The following is a 17,482-nucleotide window of genomic DNA, read 5'->3' on the forward strand; positions in this document are numbered from 1 at the left end:
GCAGAAGTGTAACGGTCCGCAACCACTGTGCCGAATAACGTGAGAGCCGGGCACCGGTTCGCTCCTCCAACCACGGAACCGAATCCCGCGGAACGAGTGCGAGCACGTGCCCGGCGCCGATTACGATGACGAGCGCCCTTCCCAATCACGAGACGATGACTTCCCGGCGCTGAACCACGGTGTGCCCGCTCGGGATCAGCCGGAACGCGGTGCCGCGCCCGCACATTGCACCGCCGATCGCGGACGCCATCGAGAGCAGTACGCCCACGAGTGCCGCCCACGACGCGCCGACCGCGGCCTCTTCTGCACGCTTCTGCGCAACCGGGTCGTTCGCGATTTCGCGCGCCCGGTTCGGGTCGATCGCCGCTTTTGCTGCGTCGATGCGTTCTTGCGACACCCCGGCGTTGCGGGCCGATTCCTCCCAGTTCTGCACGCCCGGCGAATGCTGCGCGACCATCGCCCCGCCCACGAACGCGAAATACCCGGCCCGTGCGCCCATGCCGACGAGTGCGAGCGAGAACCCGACGACGACGGCCCACGTCAGGATGCCGTACAGCACGGATTCGCGTTCCGTTTCGCCGGCGGTCATCTGCGTGCTCACCCACCCGCCGACGAACAGGGACACGATGATACTCAGGAGGCACGCGATGAGAGCGCCGGTGCCCACCGCGTTGGCGCGCACGCCGGCTTCGGCCACGGTCAGCCCGATGGCCGCGAAGAACAAGGTGAGCACGAGGTTGGTCGCGACCGCGACGACGGCCCCGGCAAGAACAGCGGGCCAGGAGATCCGGCTGCGCACGCCGGCGACGTCTTCCATCTTGATTGGCTCAGTGGTGGCCATGTGACCTTCTTGGGTGTGTAAGGTAGGAGTGAAGGGGCAGTCTGTGACCACGTGGTCGTCCGAAAGCTCTGCACGAGCCGTGCCACCGATCGGCGCGGAATCATCGGATCACTGGTACCGAATTCGCTTACTGCACGCGCCGGGAGCAGCACTCGACTCGGGAGGTTCTCATGCGAGTATGGCCGGGGCGCCCGTACCCACTGGGAGCGACGTGGGACGGGGTGGGAGTGAACTTCGCCATCTTCAGTGAGAACGCGACCGGGATCGACCTGTGCTTGTTCAACGGCCCGGGGCTGGTGGAGCAGCGCATTCCCCTGCGCGAGCGCACGGACCAGGTGTGGCACTGTTACCTGCCCGATGCGCTCCCGGGACAGCTCTACGGGATTCGCGCCCACGGTCCGTATGAACCGGAACGAGGCGCGCGGTTCAACGCAAACAAGCTCCTCTTTGATCCCTACGCGAAAACCGTCGGGCGCGAACTCACGTGGCACGACGCGCTATTCGGCTACACCATCGGCCAGGATGACACCACGTTCGATGACCGCGACAGTTCGGCGTTCGCCCCGCTCGCGGCCGTTGTCGATACGGCCTTCACGTGGGGAACCGATCGCCGCCCGGCTCGCCCGTGGCACGAGACATTCATTTACGAGCTGCACGTGAAGGGTTTCACCAAGCGGATGCCCGGCGTGCCCGATCACATGCGCGGGACATACGCTGGTATCAGCGCCGAGGCGGCGCTCGACCACCTGAAGAAGCTCAACGTGACCGCGGTGGAGTTGCTGCCGGTCCACTACCGCGCGGACGACCGGCACCTGATGGACCGGGGACTGTCGAACTATTGGGGGTACAACACGCTCGGGTTCTTCGCGCCGGACCCGCGCTTCAGCACGAACCCGCGCGACCCGAGCGCGGCGGTGCGCGAGTTCAAGTCGATGGTGCGCTCGCTGCACTCGGCCGGGATCGAGGTGATCCTCGATGTGGTGTACAACCACACCGCCGAGGGCAACCAGATGGGGCCGACGCTCTCGTTCCGCGGGCTGGACAACCCGAGCTACTACTTCCTCTCGCCCGAGCACCCGCGCTACTACATGGACTTCACCGCGTGCGGGAACAGCCCCAACATGCGCCACCCGCGTGTTCTACAACTCGTGATGGACAGCCTGCGGTACTGGGTCGAGGAGATGCACGTGGACGGGTTCCGCTTCGACCTCGCACCCACGCTCGCGCGCGAGCTGGCGGAGGTCGACAAGCTCGGCTCGTTCTTCGACATCATCCACCAAGACCCCGTCCTGTCGCGCGTGAAGCTGATCGCCGAGCCGTGGGACATCGGCCCGGGCGGGTACATGGTCGGCAACTTCCCGGTGGGCTGGACCGAGTGGAACGGCGAGTACCGCGACGCGGTCCGCGGGTTCTGGGGCGGTCGAGACGTTCCCACGCGGCAACTCGCGCACCGGCTCACCGGGTCCGGTGACCTCTACGAGCGCACCGGGCGCCGGCCCTACGCGAGCATCAACTTCGTGACTTGCCACGACGGGTTCACACTGCGCGATCTGGTGAGTTACGAGCAAAAGCACAATCTGGCGAACGGCGAGGACAACCGCGACGGGCACAACGACAACCGCAACTGGAACTGCGGGTACGAGGGGCCAACGGACGATCCCAAGGTGGTCGCCCGGCGCGCACGCCAGCGCCGAAACATGTTCGCGACGCTGATGCTGAGCCAGGGCGTGCCGATGATTCTGGCCGGGGACGAATTCGGCCACACGCAACAAGGGAACAACAACACGTACTGTCAGGACAACGAGCTAACCTGGCTCGACTGGGACGTTGCGGACGACGAATTCCTGACATTCGCGCGGGCCGTCGCGCAAATCTGGCGCAACCAGCCCGTTCTCCAGCGGCGAACGTTTTTCCAGGGGCGCCCGATCCGCGGTGAGGGCGTGGCGGACGTGTCGTGGTTCCGCCCGAGCGGGCACGAGCTGACCGACGCCGAATGGGAGGAGCCGCACAAGTCTCTTGGCATGCGATTGGCAGGCGACCTGATCCGTGAAACCGACGAGTGCGGCGAGCCGATCGTCGGGGACACGCTCCTGGTTCTCATGAACGCGGGGCAAAAAGCGGTCCGGTTCGTGCTCCCCGCAACCAACCCGGAGCACGTGTGGGAGCTGATGTTCGACACGGCCGACGATAACATTTCGGCCGCAACCCACGCCGGGGGAACGAAGTACGAGTTAAAGGACCACACGCTGGCGGTATTCCGTACCAGGCCAGAAAAGGCCCCGAGCACGGAAGTCGCGGCTCTCCACAGGGCCGCCCGGCGCGTATAAGGAGACGTGATGGAAGACGGCGGTGTAATGACGCTCCGGGCGCGCGACACGGAGCGGCGAGGGAACCGCGGCGACGAAACGTCTCCGGCCCTCGAACTGATCGAAGTCGCAGCCGAGGGTCCGATGGCGACGCCCGAAGTCCCCGATTACCGGCCGGTCCTCGACTACATCACGGGCTTCTGGGACCGCCTATTCCGGTTCCACCCGCACGACGAAGGGACACTCATCGGGTTGCCGCGTGCGTACCTCGTCCCGTCCGTGGACCCGGTGCGCCCGCTGTTCCAGGAGATGTACTACTGGGACAGCTATTTCAGCGCGCTGGGGCTGGTCGGCACGATGCACGAGTGGCTCGTGTTCGACCTCGCCGAGAACATGGCCGCGCTGGTCGAACGCTTCGGGTTCGTCCCGAACGGTACCCGGTACTACTTTACCTCGCGCAGCCAGCCGCCGTTCTTCACCAAACTCGCCAAACTCGCGTATGACATCAAGGTGGCACGCGGTGACGCGGACGCGGACGAGTACCTGCGCCACATGACGCGCCTGGGCGTGCGCGAGCACGAGACGTGCTGGCTGGGCGAAAAGCACCCGCACGAGCGCCGGAAGTACCGCGGGCTCTCGCGGTACCACGACATCAACTACAGTCACTTCCTCGCGTCGTGCGAGAGCGGCTGGGACCACTCGACGCGGTGCGACGGCGACCGTCCCGGCTCGGAGGCCGGGCGCTGGATGGACTTCCTGCCGGTGTGCCTCAACAGCATCCTCTACACGCGCGAGCGGGACTTCGCCGAGGCCATGACTCGCCTCGGAGCGACCACGGAAGCGAACTACTGGCGCGAGGCCGCGGACGCACGGGCCGCGACGATGCGCGAGCTGATGTGGGACGCGGACCGTGGGTTCTTCTGCGATTTCGACTGGAAGGCCGAGGTGCGCTCGCCGCTCCCGACGCTCGCGGGGTTCTACCCGATGTGGGCCGGGCTCGCGACCCAGGACCAGGCCAACGAGATGGTGTCGCGGTGGTTCCCGCGGTTCCTGCTCCCGGGCGGGCTGGTCACGTCGCTGGACTCGTTCCCGGGCCGGCAGTGGGCGTACCCGAACGGCTGGGCGCCGTTGCAGTGGATCGTGGTATCGGGCCTGGACCGCTACGGGTTCACGGCCGAGGCGAACGAGGTCCGGCGCCGGTGGTGCGACACCTGTGCGCACGCCTTCGCCACGTCCGGCACGCTGGTGGAGAAGTACAACGTGGCCGAACCGCACCGCGAGCCGGAACACGGACTGTACGGGCTGATCGAGGGCTTCGGCTGGACCAACGGCGTGTTCGTGGACTTCGCCCGCGCACTCCAACGCGGCTGAGTGCAAGGGCGACATCAGCAAGGGATTCCTCACCCGCTCGTTAGCACTCGCGGTTCGCTTGTCTCCTGGAACCGCGAGGTAACGAGCGGATAGCTTCTTTCTCCGCCAGAATCGCATCCCGCCTTACAATACCCCGGCCCATGTCCGGAGCCGTGACGGTGTTCTTGTCCCGCTTGCACACACGCGATCGCATCCCGGAATTGATGGACGACCCCGCCATCGACCCGGCCGAGCACCGGCGCGCGCTCGCGGGCTTGGTCCGGCTCAATCGCTTCAGTAACAGCGTGGGCGTGCTGTGGCCCGCGCTCGCGGCCCTATCGGGAAGACTCAAACGCACGGTCCGCGTGCTGGACGTGGCGACGGGGAGCGGGGACGTTCCGCGCAAGTTGCTCGCGCGGGCCGAACGCGCGGGCGTTTCGATCGAAGTGGCCGGGTGCGACGTGAGCCCGACCGCGATCGAAGAAGCTTCGCGGCACCCGGGCGCGGCGCGGTTCTTCGTTCACGACGCGCTACGCGACCCGTTGCCGAACGGCTTCGATGTCGTCACGTGTTCGCTCTTTCTGCACCACCTGAGTGAAGACGACGCCATTACCCTGCTCGCGAACATGAAGGGCGCTGCGGGCGCGCTCGTGTTAGTGAACGATTTGCTGCGCTCGCGGTTCAACTACTGTGCGGTATGGGCCGCGTGTCGCGTGCTCACCGGTTCGCGGGTGGTGTGGTTCGACGGCCCCGCGTCGGTGCGCTCGGCGTTCACCCCCGCCGAAGCACTCGCGCTCGCCGAGCGCGCGGGACTTCACGGCGCGACCGCACGCAGCAAGTTCCCCTCGCGCTTTCTGCTGTCGTGGAGCCGCTCGGATGGAAATTCGGAATCCGAAGCTCGAAATCCGAAATGAAGGCACGTGGTGACGATCGGTGAACTCCACGAGTTGTGACGATGACGGTTTCTTTGTTCGGATTTCGAGTTTCGGATTCCGAATTTCCATCGTTTGATGTGGTGGTCATCGGCGCCGGACCCGCGGGCGCGGTGGCTGCACGCGAACTGGCGCGCCGGGGGCACTCGGTTCTGTTGGTGGACAAGGCGCGTTTCCCGCGCCCGAAGGTGTGCGGGTGCTGCATTAATAGCGCGGCCATCACGACCCTCAAGCGACTCGGACTCGGGCACGTTGTGGCGAGCGGCGTTCCGCTTCGCAACGTGACCATCGGATCGGGGGCGCGTTCGGCGTCGGTGAATTTACCCGACGGGGTGTCGCTGTCGCGCGAAGCGTTCGATCTCGCCCTTGTACGGGAAGCGGTGAAGGCCGGCGCGCAGCTTCGTGAGGGCGCGGTCGCAAGAATCGAGAGCACGTGTCCGGAATACGCAACGGTCACGGTACAGGACGAGCAACCGGTTCGCGCGAAGGTCGTGATCGTTGCCACCGGGCTTGCGGGCCGCGAGACGACACCGGAGGCCGGTTCGCGTATCGGGGCCGGGGTGATTGTCCCTGCCGACCTCGTTCCAGTGCAATTCAGACCCGGCACAATCTTCATGGCGACGGGGCGCGGGGGGTACGTCGGACTGGTGCGCGTCGAGGACGGGCGGCTCGATGTCGCGGCGGCGTTCGATGTGGCGTTCGTGAAGTCGCGCGGAGGACTCGGCTGTGCCGCAGCGAGCATTTTGAACGAAGTCGGTTGGCCGTGCGTACCAGGAATTGCGGATCTCCCCTGGAAGGGAACTCCGGCGCTCACTCGGCGCGCCAACAAGCTATTCGGTCAGCGCTGGTTCGCGATCGGTGACGCGGCGGGCTACGTCGAGCCGTTCACCGGTGAGGGGATGGCCTGGGCGGTCGCGTCTGCAGCGGCGGTTGCACCGATCGCGGCACGCGCCGTGCAGCACTGGAGCGACTCGCTCGGCCGAGAGTGGGAACGCGCCTACCGCCGCGTGATCGGTGGGCGCCAGCGCGTGTGCCGAATCGTTTCGCGCGTGCTGCGTTCGCCCGCACTCACCGGAACCGTCGTGCGCGCGCTGACCGCGTGCCCCGCGCTTGCCCGTCCGGTCGTCTGGTCCCTCAACCGGTCTTCTGCCCCGCTCTCTCACGGTGCCCACCTATGAGCTTCGCGATTCACGGCATCGGCACCGCGCACCCGCCGGACGCCGTGACCGCAGAGGAGGGGCTCGCGCTCGCTCGCGTGCTCGCGGGGCCAGACGTTCGCACTTCGACGTGGCTCGGGCCGATCTACTCGAACAGCGGGCTTCGACAGCGCTTCCAGATCATCGGTGGCAGCGCCAAACGCGACGCGCTGGCCGGGACGAACGACAGCGGATCGCCGTTTCTGCCCACGCCGGACAACGAGGGTACAGGTCCGACGACCGGCGAGCGGATGGCGATCTACGCACAAGAGGTCGGGCCGCTCGCACTTCGCGCTTCGGCGAGTGCTCTAGCCGAGAGCGGGTTCGCCCCCGATACGATCACGCACCTCGTGACCGTATCGTGTACCGGGTTCGTGGCGCCGGGCGTGGACTTCGCGCTGATTACTGGGTTGGGGCTCAAACCGACGGTCGCGCGCACGCACGTCGGGTTCATGGGGTGCCACGGCGCGCTAAACGGGCTGCGCGTGGCGAACGCCTTCACGAGTGCCGATCCGTCCGCGCGCGTGCTGGTATGCGCGGTGGAGCTGAGCAGCCTGCACTACTACTACGGCAGCGCCGCGGACAAACTGATTGCGAACTCGATCTTCGCCGACGGCGCCGCGGCCGTGGTGGGGTGCGGGCAGGGCGCGGCCGAACCTAACCCCCTAACCCCCTTCCCTAAGAAGGAAGGGGGAACAGAACCAACGGCGGTATTAAGCCCCTCTCCGTTTAGGGGAGGGGTTGGGGAGGGGTTTCAGCCACAACCTCCCCCCCCGTCCCCCCTTCCTAAAGGGAAGGGGGAGCAGACACACGAAGTCTCAGAGATTGGGACCGCGCCCAGTGACCGCTCTTTCTCCCCCTTCCCTTTAGGGAGGGGGGACCGGGGGGGAGGTTGTGTCCCCGGCCTCCCGTTTTCAGGGGGGGCGGGGAGGGTAAATTCCCCCTGGTCCCTCGTCGCATCCGGGTCGTGTCTCATCCCGAACTCTGCTGCCGATATGGGCTGGGTGGTCGGCGACCACGGGTTCGAGATGTCGCTGTCGCGCCGGGTGCCGGGGCTGATCGCGGCGCACCTCAAGCCGTGGATCGAATCGTGGATCAGTGACAACAGGATGTCACTTGCGGACGTGCGGAGCTGGGCCGTTCACCCCGGTGGGCCGAAGATCGTCAGCGCGGTGGGAGAGGCGCTCGGGCTTTCGGCCGAAGCGCTCGCCCCGTCGCGGGGCGTTTTCGCCGAGTACGGCAACATGTCCAGCCCGACCGTGCTGTTCATCCTGCGCAAGTTGCGCGCGGAGGGCGCGCCGCGACCGTGTGTCGCGCTCGGCTTCGGGCCGGGGCTGGTGGCCGAGGCCGCGCTCTTCGTGTGACCGGTCGGCCCGCACTTACTTCTTCTTGCCCTCGACGGGCGTGTCGTCCGAGTTGCCCCACTCGCCCCAACTCGGGTAGTAGTTGCGCACGCTCTTGGCGCCGGCCAACTCCAGCCCGAACGCCAGTACCGCTGCCCGCCCGCCGCCCTGACAGTACGTGACGGCCGGCTTGTCGAGGTCGATTTTGCGGTCCTTCACCAGCTTGATGAGATCCTTGGGCGGGAGGAACTTGTCCGTCTTTGGGTCGAGGAGTTCGACCCATTCGAGGTGAGTGGCGCCGGGGACGTGCCCGCCTTTTTTCGCGAGCGCCTTCTCGCCGGTAAATTCTTCCTTTGTGCGGGCGTCCACGCACGTGCTCCCGCCCTTCAGTTGGTCGAGAACGTGCTTCTTGTCCGCGAGCCGGTTCGGGTCCGGCTTCCAGTTGTGCGGTTCGGCCGTCGCCACCGTCTCGGCCTTCTCCTCGGGCAGCTTCGCAACCGTCCACGCTTTCCAGCCACCGTTCAGGATGCGCGCGTCGGGCACCCCGGCCAGTTTCAGCATCCACCACGTGCGTGCCGAATCGCGCACGTCGTCCGAGTATACGATCACGGGTTTCGTGGGGACCACGCCGATTTTGGCGAGTTCGGCCTTCCAGAACTCTGTGTCCGCCTTGTTCGCGAGAACCGCCTTCGCCCACGGTCCGGCATCCGCGCGCACCGCGCCCGGAACGTGCCCGGCTTCGTACTTCGCTTTGGCCCGCGTATCGAGTACGCGGAAGTCCTTCAGCTTCGGGTCGTTTACTTCGATCAGCATGTTCGGCGTCGGGTAATTCGCGGGTGGTTCGGCCCCCACGAGGTGGACAGCGAGCAGCAGTGTCGTCATCATGCGCAAAATCCTCTACGAATAGCCGTGGCCGTGCCCACCCTACAAGAACTTGGTGAACCATGTCCACCGATATTTCCCGCCGCGCGCTGCTCGCTGGTGCTGCTGGGGGGCTTGCGATGAGCGTGAATGAAGCCGTTGCAGACGCTCCAGCCGCGTCGAAACACACGTTCGGGTACTGCTTGAACACCAGCACCGTGCGCGACAAGGACGGGAAATCGCGCCCGATCACCGACTTGATCGAGATCGCGGCGAAGGCGGGTTACGATGCCTTCGAGCCCTGGACATCAGAGGTAGAAGCGTACATGAAGGGCGGCGGGACGCTCAAGGAGTTGCGGAAGCGAATCGCCGACGCGGGGCTCAAGGTGGCCGACCTGATCGGCTTCTCGGAGTGGATCGTCGAGGACGGCGAGCGCCGCAAACGCGGGCTGGAGCAGGCGAAACGCGACATGGGGTGGGCGGCGGAAATCGGGTGCCCGCGGGTCGCGGCCCCGCCCGTCGGTGCGACCGGCGGTACGAGCAAGCGCGACGACCCGAAGTTCACGCAGCCCATCATCGATCTCATCGCCGCGGCCGATCGCTACCGGGCGCTGCTCGACCTCGGGCAGAAAATGGGCGTCACGCCCGTTGTGGAGGTGTGGGGCTTCTCGAAGACGCTCCGGCGCCTGGGCGAAGCGCTCCTCGTCGCGGTCGAGTGCGGGGACGCACGCGGGTGTGTGCTGCCGGACGTGTACCACCTCTACAAGGGCGGGTCCGATTTCTCGGGACTGCCGCTCCTCTCCGCGTCCGCGATCGGCATCTTCCACGTCAACGACTACCCCAAGATCGAGCGCGACAAGATCAACGACGCGGACCGCGTGTACCCCGGCGACGGCATCGCCCCACTGAAAGAGGTATTCGCGGCGCTGCGCAAGATGAATTACACCGGCTTCGTCTCGCTCGAACTGTTCAACCGCGACTACTGGAAGCAAGACCCGCACGAGATCGCAAAGACCGGCCTCGCGAAGATGAAAGCGGTGGCCGGGTGACCCCGCCGGAATCGCCCCGCGGGTTGACCGCCCGGCTCACCGTCGCCCCGCGCTGGCTGTTCGCGCTCTACGCGGGCGGGGCCGCATTCACCGCATATTTCTGCATGTACGGGCTCCGTAAACCGTTCGATACCGTCACGTTTACAGGCGAGAAGTTCCTCGGCACCCCGATCGATCTGAAGACCGCGTGCGTGCTCGGCCAGATCCTCGGGTACGTCGTATCGAAGTACGTCGGCGTCCGGGTGTGCGCGGAGGCGGGCCGCTCGCAGCGCACGTGGTTACTGTTGGGCGCGGGCGTGTGGTCGGAACTCGCGCTCGTGGCGTTTGCGTTTGCCCCCGCTCCACTGCGACCGTTCGCGATGTTCGCCAACGGGTTGCCGCTGGGCGTCGTGTGGGGCTTCCTCGTCCGGTACCTCGAAGGCCGGCGCACGAGTGACCTGCTCCTGGTGATGCTGAGCGGGTCGTTCGTCATCGCGGGCGCGGCCACCAAAGATTTCGGGATGTACCTGTTTACCGTGCGGGGAGTTGCGGAACTTTGGGTGCCCGCATTGGCCGGCGCGGTGTTCCTCGTGCCGTACTTGATCGCCGTGCGGTTGCTCCACGCGCTTCCCGTTCCAAACGCGCACGACGAACTCGCACGCAGCCCCCGCCCGAGCCTGAACGCGGCCGGTCGGCGGGCGTTCCTGGCCCGAATTGGGGCCGGGTTCGTGTTCCTGGTCGTCGCGTACTTTCTGCTTACCGCGTACCGCGACTTCCGCGATCACTACGGCCGCGAGATCCTTCAGGCGATGGGCTACGAGCGCTCGCCGGGCGTGTTCGTGCGCACCGACCGCTGGGCACTGGTGACGACCCTGTGCGCGCTCGGGCTGTTGAACCTGATCGGCAATCACCACCGGGCGATCGCCGCGGTCTTCGCGCTGATTCTGACGGGGTTCGCGGTGATTGCCGGCTCGACGCTCGCGTACCGCGCTGGGCACCTGGACGGGATCGAGTGGCTGTCGGCCGTCGGGATCGGGCTGTACCTCGCTTACGTACCGTTCGGCACGGTTTTGTTCGAGCGCGTGGTGGCCGCGGCGCGGTTCCCCGGCACGTCGGTGTTCGCGGTGCAACTGGCGGACGGAGTCGGGTACACCGGATCGGTTCTGTTGCAGCTTTACCGGGACTTGGTCCACGCGGACATGGACCGGCTCGCGTTCTTCGTCCCGCTCTCACTCGTCGTGGCCGCGGTCGGTGCGGCGTGCGCGGTCATCGGTGGGCTGGCTGTTGGGCGGAGGCTGAGTTGAGTTGGCACGCGCTTGAGAGCGTGCTTGTGTCTTGATTGCGTGGCCATTGCGTTCGGGGCTTCTATAGCCGGCATCTAGAACGAGGTCTACCACTCGCTCATTTGCCCGGCGTGAGAGCGATCGTCACTTGTAGCCCGACGAGCCGGCCCGCGTCGCCGGCGCCCGCGTCGTCGAGGTGAACGACGACCTCCACCACGCGCCGGTCGGCGTCCTCACGCGGCCCCATCGCGAACACCTGGTTGCGCGCGATCATGCGCGCGATATCGGACTCCGAACGAACGACGCCCTTCAGCGGCTTCGACAGGGCCGGGTTCGTGACTTCCGCCGTGACCGGCCCCGACCGCACCCAACCCGTGAGCCGCTCCACGTCGCTCTCGTACACCTCCGCCACCGCCGTCATCTTGCTGAGGTCCGCGATCTGAAGGATCGGTTCCACGCCCGTCGGTTGCCCGGTGCGCCCGATTACCTTCAGCACGGTACCCGATATCGGAGCCTTGATGATGGTCATTTCGGCCATTTGCTCGGCGAGCGCGACCTTTTCCTCGGAAGACTTGATCGGCGCGCGAGCCAGTGCTTCTTCCAACTCGGCCTTCGCCGCGTCGATCTTCGACTGCGCGGCCTTCTCCGTTTCCTCGTAGGTGATTCGGGTTTTGTCGCGTGTGGCTTGTGTCGCGGCGAGTTCGGCGTCGGCCTGCGCCTGGAGCAGTTCGACCTTCTCGATATCCTCGTCGGCCACCGTCGTGACTTTGCCCCTCAACCCCTTCAGGCGCTCGGCCTGTTTCGCCGCGGTCTTCGCTTGCAGGCCGACGGCCTTCAGTTTGGCGTCGAGCGCGGCGAGGTCGCTGACCTTGTTCGCTTTGGCCTGGTTCAGTTCGGCTTCCGCGGCCTGAATCTTCTTCTCGCCCGCGCGCTTGCTTGCGTCCCGGGCGGCCGTTGCTTCGGTGAGTTGTGTTTTGGCGACCTGAACTTCGAGCAGCCGGTCCTTGCGGCTCGCGAGTTCGGCGATGGGGGCGCCGGCCGCGAGTGGCGCACCGGTGGGAACCGGGTACATTTTCGCGATACGGTCCCCGGGCGGGCCGTAAACCGGAACGACCCCGCCCTCCGGTTGGAGGCGCCCGAGCGCGGTAACGCGGTCGCGTGAAGCGGACTCGCTGTTCGTGCCCCCATCGGAGGCGCCGCCCGACTTGTTAGCGCGTCCCGCGAGGAAGTAGCCCGTGATTCCGCCGACCACGAGGGCCGCGGCCACGGCCAGCGCGGTGGTCGATGCGCCCCCGGGGCGGCGATTGGCGTGCGGCATGCTTAGCCCCCGATCGGCTTGACGACCTCGCCCGCGACGAGTCCCCACCAAACGATTTTACAGGTGACGTGAACGGCCTGATCGACGTGCAGCGAGTACCACTTCTCGCATTTGCCGTAGTCGGTGATCCAGTGAATCACGGTTTCCGCCAGGGCGACGGCCACGACCACGTTCCAGTCGAAGTTCATCCACCGGAAGATGACCCCGACCGCGGCCCCGTGCAGGAGCGCGTGCGACGTGAGCCAGTAGTACCACGGCACACTCACCGCGAGCGGGCTGGTGGACTTCCGGCACTTGCACACCGCCATCGAGTCGTTCTGCAACGAATAGTCCATCAGCGCGTGCCCGGCGATCAAAAAGAACAGCAGCGCTAACAGCATGACGTTCGACCCGTAGGGGTGCCCAATTCTACCACGTTGCCCAGTATCTCACTCCCCGGGCGCGACTGAAACCGGCTTGCGGATTATGCGGCTCGCCACTACAGCCGTTACGAGCAGTCCCGCCGACAGGTAGAACGCCCCGTCCCACCGCTCGGTCGCGTCCTTGATGACACTCGCGATCTGCGGGACGAAGAACGCGCCGCCCCAGCCCGCGAACACCAGCCCGTAGTTCAGGCCCAGGTTCTTCGGGCCGTAGTAGTCGGCCGTCAGCGCGGGGAGCACCGCGAGCGTACCGCCGTACTGCCACGCCATAACCCCGATCACCACAAACAGGAAGAGGACGTTCTTTTCTGCGATCACCCACGGCGCGGCGAGGAGGCACGCGGCGGACACCAGCCCGTTCAGGGCGTAAGCGTTGAGTCGTCCGATACGGTCGGAATACTGCCCGGTGCCGATGCGCCCGGTCGCGTTCACGACGCCGATAAAGGTAACGAGGAGCCAGGCGTTCCGGGCGAAGAACCCCGTTTTACCGGCCGCGTCCGTGAGGAGCGACTTTGCGTTGGCGATGACGAGCAGCCCCGACTGCGCCGACCCGATGAACAGAAACACGAGCGCGTAGAACTGCCAGGTGCGGAGCATCTGCCCCGCGCCGAAGTTGGTGGTGACCAGCTTCGGTCCGTCAACAACGTGGGCCGGTGCCGGCGCTACGTACCCGGGCGGCGGGGGGCTGAGGAGCAGCCCCGCAACCACCACCACGACCGCAAAGAAGATCCCCAATCCCACGAAACTACCTGTTAAACCGTAGTTCGTGATGAGGTAGTCCGCGAGCGGCGAAATGTAGACCGCCGCGGCCCCGTAGCCCGCCACGACCAGTCCGACGATCAGCCCGCGCCGGCTGCTGTGGAACCATTTCACCGCCGCGGGCGTGGCCGCGGCGTAACCGAGGCCCATACCGATCCCGCCCAGCACACCGAAACCAAGGACCAGTCCCTCGTAGCTCTTCAGCAGCCCCGCGACGACGCACCCGACCGCGAGGAACAGTCCGCCGAGTGTCGCACCGATCTTCGCGCCGTAACGGTCCTGGAGCCGCCCGCCGGGGATCATGAACAGCGCGAACACGGCGCCACAAACGGAGTACGCCCAATTGCCTTGCGCGTTGGTGAGGTACGTCCAGCCCTCGTTCAGCCCGGTCATCGGCTGACCGTAGAGCGACTTGTCCTGCGGCACGAGCGCCGCTTTCCACACGCTCCAGCCGTACAGAATGCCGAGACACAAGTTCACGGCCGTGCCCGCCGCGGTCACCGCCCACGCCCGCGCCGGACCTGCCATGCGCCGATCTCCCGACCGAACCACAAAGAATGTCGATGAATGGCACGATAAAGACGGAAGGCAGATTGGCCACAAAAAGGCACAAAGAGCACAAAAAAGAGAGCAGAGATCAGAAGGCAGAGGACAGAAGGCAGGAGGACAGAAGGCAGAGATCAGAAAACAGAAGGCAGAGTAGAAAGAGCAGAAGGCAGAAGGCAGAAGGCAGAAGGAAGAGCCGCGGATAACACAGATTGCGCGGATCAGACAAGGACATGATTTCGAGCCCCGGTAGGGGCGAAGGCGAGTAGCCAGGGGTGAAGCGTAGCGCAACCCCTGGCGGACCGGCGCAAGCTTCCACCCGACTTGTGTACCGAGGAATCGCCCCACTGGGGTCGCGGAAGCCCGCCAGGGGTTGCGCGTCGCCTTCGGCTCGCTTCACCCCTGGCTACGCGCCTACGCCCCTACCGGGGCTAAATCCGTGCTCTCTGTTTTTCGTTCGCTGTTCTCTGCTTTCTGAACTCTGTCCTCTGTTTTCTTTTGTGGTCAATCCGTCTTCTGTTTTGATCCGTGTTTTCTGTGTTCATCCGTGGCGGATTTCCCGTCCCCTCACTTCAGCAGTAGCCACCCCACCAGGGCCACCACGCTGAGCAGCCCCATCGCCGCACCACCAACCACGAGCAGTTTCGCGCGCTTCTTGGCGCGTACTTTCTGCGGCACGAACACTTCCGGGCGCCCGAAATCGTGTACTTCGATCTTCGGTAGCGGCGCGGCTTCTTCGGGATGGCGCTGGAAGTGTGCGTGCATGTAGCCGAACGACAGCATCAACACGACGGGCCGCGCGAGCGTGCGCGTCTCGAACGCTGTGAGGCGCGACACGGCATCGCGGAAAAAGAACTCCGCGCGTTCGAGGAATCGCCTCTTCTCGGCGCCGGTCGCGTGCTTCGCGGCGAACTTGAAGACCTCGCTCTTGCGCATGTCCTGTGCGGCCCAGGTTTCGTTGGGGTATTCGAGGATTTCCGGGCGCGAGAGCGTCGGCACTTCGTGGTCCGCCATCCAGCGCGCGTAGTGCAACAGGCTCGCGCGGGCGTAAGCGTACATCGCGTCGAGTTCGCCGCGCTCGATTTTGTGATCGAGGTATTTCCCGAGCGCCTGAAGGAACATCGTGTAGAACCAGCGATTCTCCACGTCGAGCAGGTTGTGCTTCGGCACGTTATCGTTCGGGTGGATGCAGCGGCGAACGAGCTGCTCCGCTTTGTTGAGGAACGCGACGTCGCCACTGAGTCGGTGGCCGTCGACCAGTGCTGACAGCGAGTTCCCCGACCCGCGCCCGGGGCCGTGGTAGCTCGCGTCGCGGCTCTGGCTCGCGTACCCGGTGTCGCCGCTCGCGAGCCAGCGGAACACGGTCTTGCTTCCGTCGTCCATGTCGATCACCCACCGCGCCAGACCGAGCGCGGCATCGCGCGAAGCGGCACTTCCCGTCAGGAAGTAATGGAGCATCAGCCCGGTGGTGTAGTTGTGCTCGTTCGCGGGCCCACCACCGAGCGCGTACACGCTCTTGGAACGCTGGGCCTTCGGGTCGTTTGGATCGAGCCCCGGCATCCCCTTCAGTTGGAGCAGTGAACGCGGGTACGATCGGTGCGTTCCTGTGTCCGCGTCGACGTAGTGGTAGGTGTGCCAGAACAGCCCGCCGTTGTACGCGGACTTGTCCTGCGTGGTGTGGTAGATGTCGATGTCGATCACGTGGGCCGCGAGTTCTTCCATGTGCCGCAGCCAGCGCGGGTCGCCGCTGCGCATCAGTTGGTACGCGAACCCCGCGACCGGGTCGTACTGGTTGTTGTAATGCGACACCATCGGTTGCGGTCCCGCGTGGTAAACCGCTTCGTGATCGCCATAAATGTCGCCGAAGTGCCGCCAGCCGTACTCGTCGATCTTCTCGCGCTTGGCGTCGAACGTGTCGGCCCCTTCGGTGGCTGCGTCCACGAGCTTCAGGTAGTCCGCGTTCGGGTCATCGGCCTTCGGCGAAAGGTAGGGAATCGCTCCGCTCTCGCAGTACCACTTCGGCGACGCGAACGCCCGCGCCGGCTGCCGGAACCATTCCAGCGTTTCCGGCGTCGCGTCCGGCCCGAACGCGACCGCGAACGTCCACGTCTTTTGCTCTCCGCCTTGCAGTTCGTGAGCGTCAGCAGATTGTTTCGGGAGCAGGCGCAGCGTGAGTGAATCCGACGTCGCTTCGACCGCTTGCGGGAAGTTCTGCCAGAAGTGCGGCACCGCAACACCGACCGCGTCCGTTCCACGCGACAATGTGACAATCGGTGTCGCGCGAAACCCGGTTCGCTCCGATTCGCCGGACTTCAACTTGTAGCCGCGAAACGCGACCGGCAGCTCGTGCTTGCGATTGAGGTGATTCGTGCTGCGCCAGTTCTCGCCGCCGCTCGAATCCTGATACAGCTCGAACGGGGCCGCGAAATCTTCCACTAGAGTTCCAACTTCGGGCGAACACCGGATGCTCGTTTCACCCGCCGGAAGCGCGAATGTGAACGAGGCGTCCTTCAAGAAAATGGACCCGGAATCGCCCAAATCCCAGAGGCCACCGGGGTGAGCCGAGCGCCGCGGGTTGCGAATGGTGAACTCGAACCGCACCGTCGATGAACCGGCGAAGAAGTGCAGCCGCGCGCCGAATTCAACTCTTGCTGGTGCGTGACGTCCCTCCATCGTCCCCCGAAGGAGCGCGCACGCACGCACCGCGCCGGCCTCCTCCGTGCTGACGAACCAGAGGTCCGGTTCAGAAACCCGTTCGCCCTTGACCGCGAAACAAGACGGTTCTTCCCAGTACCGAGCGCCCGCGGTCTCGACCACTCGGAACGGAAAGGTGAGGTCGGCTGTGTGGTAGAGCTCGAACTTTGCCGCGCCGGTATCCACAGTGATTAAGCCGTCGCGCTCCTCCACCTTCACCACCTGCCCCTCGACCGCGACCGGTTCGCCGACGCCCACACGGTACGGCCCGGCGTTCGCTTCCGCGATCCAGTCGAGCAGCACCCACCGCACCGAACCGTCCGGCCAGCGATCGGTCGCACGCGATTGGAGGTGCACGGCCTTCCCGGAAGCGTCGCGGAGCACGAGCTTTCGCAGATCGACCAGTGCCCCCCGCGGGAACGGGAGGCCCGTGGTGACCGGTCCGCGCCCGATGGCCGGTGCGACGACGTTGAGTTCGGCGACGTGTTCCAAGCTCGTGCTTCCTGGTGCGGGGCGCGGGGTGGGCTTCCCCGTGTGCTATGAAAAATGGTAGAACACCCGGGCGCGCCCGGGTGGGGTGCGCGTGCGCCGATATGATACTCG

Annotated in this window: 13 protein-coding genes; 7 read left to right on the forward strand and 6 right to left on the reverse strand. The window is 65.7% G+C overall.

The annotated features are described in order from the left end of the window. Positions 1-145 precede the first annotated feature (145 nt). Positions 146-841 (reverse strand): hypothetical protein, encoded by a 696-nt coding sequence (locus VT84_RS02375; RefSeq protein ID WP_157469115.1) that lies wholly within the window; start codon positions 839-841, stop codon positions 146-148. A gap of 170 nt (positions 842-1,011) precedes the next feature. On the opposite strand from VT84_RS02375, the gene glgX reads away from it, so the two are divergent. The 5 genes from glgX to VT84_RS02400 all read left to right on the forward strand — a co-directional run bounded on the left by glgX (position 1,012) and on the right by VT84_RS02400 (position 7,989). After that, positions 1,012-3,168, forward strand: a complete 2,157-nt coding sequence (glgX, locus tag VT84_RS02380; RefSeq protein ID WP_082838365.1) for a glycogen debranching protein GlgX — start codon at positions 1,012-1,014, stop codon at positions 3,166-3,168. A 9-nt stretch (positions 3,169-3,177) separates the two neighbouring features. Beyond that, a complete protein-coding gene (locus VT84_RS02385; protein WP_082838366.1) occupies positions 3,178-4,518 on the forward strand; it encodes a trehalase family glycosidase in 1,341 nt (446 codons plus the stop codon). 158 nt (positions 4,519-4,676) lie between these two features. Continuing rightward, a complete protein-coding gene (locus VT84_RS02390) occupies positions 4,677-5,411 on the forward strand; it encodes a methyltransferase domain-containing protein (protein ID WP_204249707.1) in 735 nt (244 codons plus the stop codon). A 41-nt stretch (positions 5,412-5,452) separates the two neighbouring features. Next, complete coding sequence (locus VT84_RS02395) at positions 5,453-6,607, forward strand: NAD(P)/FAD-dependent oxidoreductase (RefSeq protein WP_082838368.1); 1,155 nt, start codon at positions 5,453-5,455, stop codon at positions 6,605-6,607. Then, positions 6,604-7,989 carry a type III polyketide synthase gene (locus VT84_RS02400; protein WP_082838369.1) on the forward strand — a complete coding sequence of 462 codons (1,386 nt, stop codon included), beginning with the start codon at positions 6,604-6,606 and terminating at the stop codon, positions 7,987-7,989. The genes VT84_RS02395 and VT84_RS02400 overlap by 4 nt, the downstream gene beginning before the upstream one ends. A 15-nt stretch (positions 7,990-8,004) precedes the next feature. Here the strand turns inward: VT84_RS02400 and VT84_RS02405 are convergent, their stop codons facing one another. Further along, positions 8,005-8,853, reverse strand: a complete 849-nt coding sequence (locus VT84_RS02405; RefSeq protein ID WP_082838370.1) for a sulfurtransferase — start codon at positions 8,851-8,853, stop codon at positions 8,005-8,007. Positions 8,854-8,912: 59 nt separating this feature from the next. Here VT84_RS02405 and VT84_RS02410 point away from each other — a divergent pair, with 59 nt between their 5' ends. Continuing rightward, a complete protein-coding gene (locus tag VT84_RS02410; RefSeq protein ID WP_052553693.1) occupies positions 8,913-9,878 on the forward strand; it encodes a sugar phosphate isomerase/epimerase family protein in 966 nt (321 codons plus the stop codon). Further along, positions 9,875-11,161, forward strand: a complete 1,287-nt coding sequence (locus VT84_RS02415) for a DUF5690 family protein (protein ID WP_082838371.1) — start codon at positions 9,875-9,877, stop codon at positions 11,159-11,161. The genes VT84_RS02410 and VT84_RS02415 overlap by 4 nt, the downstream gene beginning before the upstream one ends. Before the next feature lie 97 nt (positions 11,162-11,258). Here the strand turns inward: VT84_RS02415 and VT84_RS02420 are convergent, their stop codons facing one another. From VT84_RS02420 to VT84_RS02435, 4 genes are all read right to left on the reverse strand, one after another. After that, positions 11,259-12,458: an ABC exporter membrane fusion protein gene (locus VT84_RS02420; protein WP_082838372.1), complete on the reverse strand. Its 1,200-nt coding sequence runs from the start codon at positions 12,456-12,458 to the stop codon at positions 11,259-11,261. Positions 12,459-12,460: 2 nt separating this feature from the next. Continuing rightward, positions 12,461-12,838, reverse strand: a complete 378-nt coding sequence (locus VT84_RS02425) for a DUF3307 domain-containing protein (protein ID WP_052553690.1) — start codon at positions 12,836-12,838, stop codon at positions 12,461-12,463. A 48-nt stretch (positions 12,839-12,886) separates the two neighbouring features. Continuing rightward, complete coding sequence (locus VT84_RS02430) at positions 12,887-14,167, reverse strand: OFA family MFS transporter (RefSeq protein ID WP_082838373.1); 1,281 nt, start codon at positions 14,165-14,167, stop codon at positions 12,887-12,889. Between the two features lie 585 nt (positions 14,168-14,752). Beyond that, positions 14,753-17,371: a hypothetical protein gene (locus VT84_RS02435; protein ID WP_239465645.1), complete on the reverse strand. Its 2,619-nt coding sequence runs from the start codon at positions 17,369-17,371 to the stop codon at positions 14,753-14,755. Between the last annotated feature and the right edge of the window lie 111 nt (positions 17,372-17,482).

The organism is Gemmata sp. SH-PL17, from assembly GCF_001610855.1.
GTDB classification, from domain to species: domain Bacteria; phylum Planctomycetota; class Planctomycetia; order Gemmatales; family Gemmataceae; genus Gemmata; species Gemmata massiliana.